The organism is Planktothrix sp. FACHB-1355 (assembly GCF_014748295.1).
Classification (GTDB): domain Bacteria; phylum Cyanobacteriota; class Cyanobacteriia; order Cyanobacteriales; family Aerosakkonemataceae; genus Aerosakkonema; species Aerosakkonema funiforme_A.
The window spans coordinates 1-3,522 of record NZ_JACJUP010000753.1 but is presented as its reverse complement, the minus strand read 5'-3'; the positions used below and the strand labels follow the sequence as shown (position 1 = coordinate 3,522).

4 protein-coding genes are annotated in these 3,522 nt (G+C 49.0%); all 4 read left to right on the top strand.

Features of this window, described 5'->3' with window-relative positions:
• On the top strand, positions 1-725 hold a 725-nt coding region (locus H6S82_RS24305; RefSeq protein ID WP_191056835.1), incomplete at its 5' end, for an adenylate/guanylate cyclase domain-containing protein.
• A 213-nt stretch (positions 726-938) separates the two neighbouring features.
• Entirely contained in the window at positions 939-1,436 is a 498-nt protein-coding gene (locus tag H6S82_RS24300) for an HNH endonuclease (protein WP_190469602.1), read from the top strand.
• A 192-nt stretch (positions 1,437-1,628) separates the two neighbouring features.
• Complete coding sequence (locus H6S82_RS24295; RefSeq protein WP_322111961.1) at positions 1,629-2,939, top strand: bifunctional oligoribonuclease/PAP phosphatase NrnA; 1,311 nt, start codon at positions 1,629-1,631, stop codon at positions 2,937-2,939.
• A gap of 59 nt (positions 2,940-2,998) precedes the next feature.
• Positions 2,999-3,499, top strand: coding sequence for a phosphohistidine phosphatase SixA (gene sixA, locus H6S82_RS24290; protein WP_190469606.1), 501 nt, complete (start codon positions 2,999-3,001; stop codon positions 3,497-3,499).
• Positions 3,500-3,522: the final 23 nt, after the last annotated feature.

Sequence of the window (3,522 nt, the reverse complement as noted above, 5' to 3'; positions counted from 1 at the left end):
ACAAAGGTAAACTGCATATGATGTCGGTAATTCGCGATATTACAGAGCGCAAGCAAGCAGAAGAAGCCATCCGCCTTGAAAAAGAAAAATCTGAGCAACTGCTGTTAAATATTTTACCGGGAGCGATCGCCGATCGCTTGAAAGAAGATCGAGGCTACATTGCCGATAGTTTCCCGGAAGTAACGGTTTTGTTTGCCGATATCGTTGGCTTTACAGACCTTTCTACCCGTCTATCACCTACTGAACTTGTGGAAATGCTCAACGTAATTTTCTCCGAATTTGACCGACTTGCGGAAAAACACGGTTTGGAGAAAATTAAAACAATTGGCGACGCATATATGGTGGTAGGCGGATTGCCAAGACCCCGGACAGATCACGCAGAAGCGATCGCGGAAATGGCGCTGGATATGCAAGCAGAAATTGCACAATTTAACTCTTCCACCGACCGCTCGTTCAGCATTCGCATCGGCATTAATAGTGGCCCAGTCATAGCAGGGGTGATCGGGATCAAGAAATTTATCTACGATTTATGGGGCGATACCGTGAATACAGCCAGCCGTATGGAGTCTCACGGCATTCCTGGCTGCATCCAGGTCACAGCCGCCACTTATGAGATATTACAATGTAAATATCTGTTTGAGGAACGCGGCCCTATCCCGATCAAAGGCAAAGGCGAAATGGTTACGTATTTCCTCACTGGCAGAAAAGTTCTTGGCGATCGCTAATGAAATACTCCTTTCCCGCTCAAAGAATATGTATGCTTTGGGGGGAGTGGGGGAGCGGGAGAGTGGGGGAGAAAAGAACAACAGGTAACTTGCAATCGATAATCTTAGGGCGGGAAGGAAGTAAGAAACTCGATCGCCTCTCAAAGCTCCCCAGTTCCCAGCCAGCTGAGACTATAATCTTGACATAGAAAACATTTTATCGATCGAACTCAAATGGGCAAGGTTCTGGTGTTAAATGCCTCCTACGAACCGCTCAACATCACCAGCTGGCGGCGGGCGGTTGTTCTATTGATTAAAGGCAAGGCAGAGCAAGTCGAACACAACGGCAAATACCTCTATTCCGAATTTCCCCTCCCAACAGTGATTAGGCTGCGCCATTACGTCCGGGTTCCTTACAAAGAAATACCCTTAACCCGCCGTAATATACTGCACCGCGACAGCCACAGCTGTCAATACTGCGGTTACACAGGTGACGACTTAACCTTAGACCATGTGCTACCCCGTTCTCGCGGTGGTGGCGATACCTGGGAAAATATGGTAACGGCTTGTGTCCGCTGCAATATCAAAAAAGGGAACCGGACACCACAAGAAGCAAATATGCTTTTACGGCACACTCCGCGCAAACCCTACAGCAGTTTATACTTTGAAGTTGCCAAACACGTAAAGAGCGGAACGCATCAAGAGTGGAGTAAATATGTCATCGGTACTTAACAAACCTGCACCCATCTAGCGTGCAGGTTTTTTATTAGAAAAGGTTTTCAGACTTCTACCCAGAGGAATGCCCCGTAGGAGGGTATGTTGAATGCTGGTTTTTTTGCGAAGATCTAGGAAGTAGCAATTCACTCTTAACCTATGGCGTCGCGCTGAATGGCAGCATAGCCGTCCATAGGTTTCTGGATATACTTGTCTAACACACCAGTTCCTCTTCCCCATATGCAATCTCGTTCGCTCCAGCCGCTTGACCGATTGACTTTAGCAGCAGAGCCGCAATTAATGGAGGCAAAGGCGGATATAGCCTCTGTAGAACCTACGGCAACGAAGCGATCGATAACGTCGCTGAGTGAAGCTGCTTCCGAACAAGCTAAGCGCTCGCCTAACCTATCGTGCGGTCAAAAGGTGGAAGCTTTGCGGCAAAGCTTGGAGCGACACCGAGAGGAACGCCAGCTCATCGTCGTACAAGACTTCCCAGACCCAGATGGTTTATCCTCTGCTTGGACGTATAAATTGATCGCCCAGCAATACGATATCCACTGCGACATCATCTATGCTGGCACCCTCTCTCACCAAGAAAATATCGCGCTGGTAAAGCTGACAAATCTACCAGCAGAACGCTGGACAGTTCAGACAATCAAGAATAAAGATTTGTCAGCCTATCAGGGCTTGATTTTGATCGACAATCAAGGCACTACCAGCCAGTTAATGCCTTTCTTACAGCAAGCGGGTATCCCGACAACGGTAGTGATAGACCATCACAAACTGCAAGGGAACCTCCAAGCTGAGTTTGTCGATATTCGGCCTAGCGTGCGAGCAACCGCCACCATTTTGACGCAATACCTGCAAGCGGGGTTGCTCAATATGGATAGCAGCATCAGCGAACACGTTAAATGTGCCACATCTCTGATGCACGGTTTGCGATCGGACACCAACGCGCTCAGACAAGCACAAGAAGAAGATTTTCTCGCTGCTGCCTATCTCAGCCGATTCTACGACGCTCAGCTGCTCAATGCCGTCCTCCAAACAAATCGCTCTAAGCGAGTTATGGACGTGATCGAGCGCAGTCTCAAAAATCGCTCTGTACAAAACAACTTTTCCATTGCCGGTGTCGGTTACTTGCGCTACGATAACCGGGATGCCATCCCCCAAGCGGCAGACTTCTTAGTAACGGAAGAAAATGTCCATACCGCCCTTGTGTACGGGATTGTCCATAATGAAGAAGAAGGGATAGAAATGGTGATAGGGTCACTGCGAACCACCAAGCTAACCCTCGACCCCGATGAATTTCTCAAAGAAGCATTCGGTCAAGATAATCAAGGGCGCTTTTTTGGCGGCGGACGGATGATGGCTGGTGGCTTTGAAATCCCGATCGGCTTCTTGGGTGGCAGCAACGAAAACTCCGAGTATGCCAAGCTGAAGTGGGAAGTGTTCGATACCCAAATTAAGCAAAAGCTCTTAAAGTTGATTAACCCCACTCACGATTTGATCGACAGCGAGTAAGATAGGTGCGCTGATTTGCGATCGCTTAACGCTAACTTCTGACAACTGACCGGTGACCAATGACAGAACTCTACTTAATCCGTCACGGGATAGCTGCCGAACCCGAACAATATTCTAGCGATCGCGATCGGCCTCTGACCGATGAAGGCAAACGCAAAACCCGCAAAGTCGCCGCGAGACTCTCGGAATTGAATCTTCATTTCGGTCTGATTCTCACCAGTCCCCTCGTGCGTGCGCGTCAAACCGCCGAAATTCTCATCGCAGCTGGGTTGAGTTCCCAACTGGAAGAATCAAACGACCTCGCCTTTGACGGCGACATCCAAAACTGGCTAACTTGGTTCGAGAAATGGCAACAGAAAGGCAACACTCGCCTAGCGTTGGTCGGTCACGAACCAAACTTGGGAAATTGGGCGGAAATCTTGACTTGGGGTGAAATTCGAGGCTCTTTGGTCGTCAAAAAAGCCGGCATTGTCGGTTTAACGCTTCCGGAAACCGGATCGCCAGTCGGTCGCAGTCAGCTATTCTGGCTAGCATCCCCCAAGTTACTTTTTGTAACTTGACATCCAGCGGCTTGCGAGCCGGG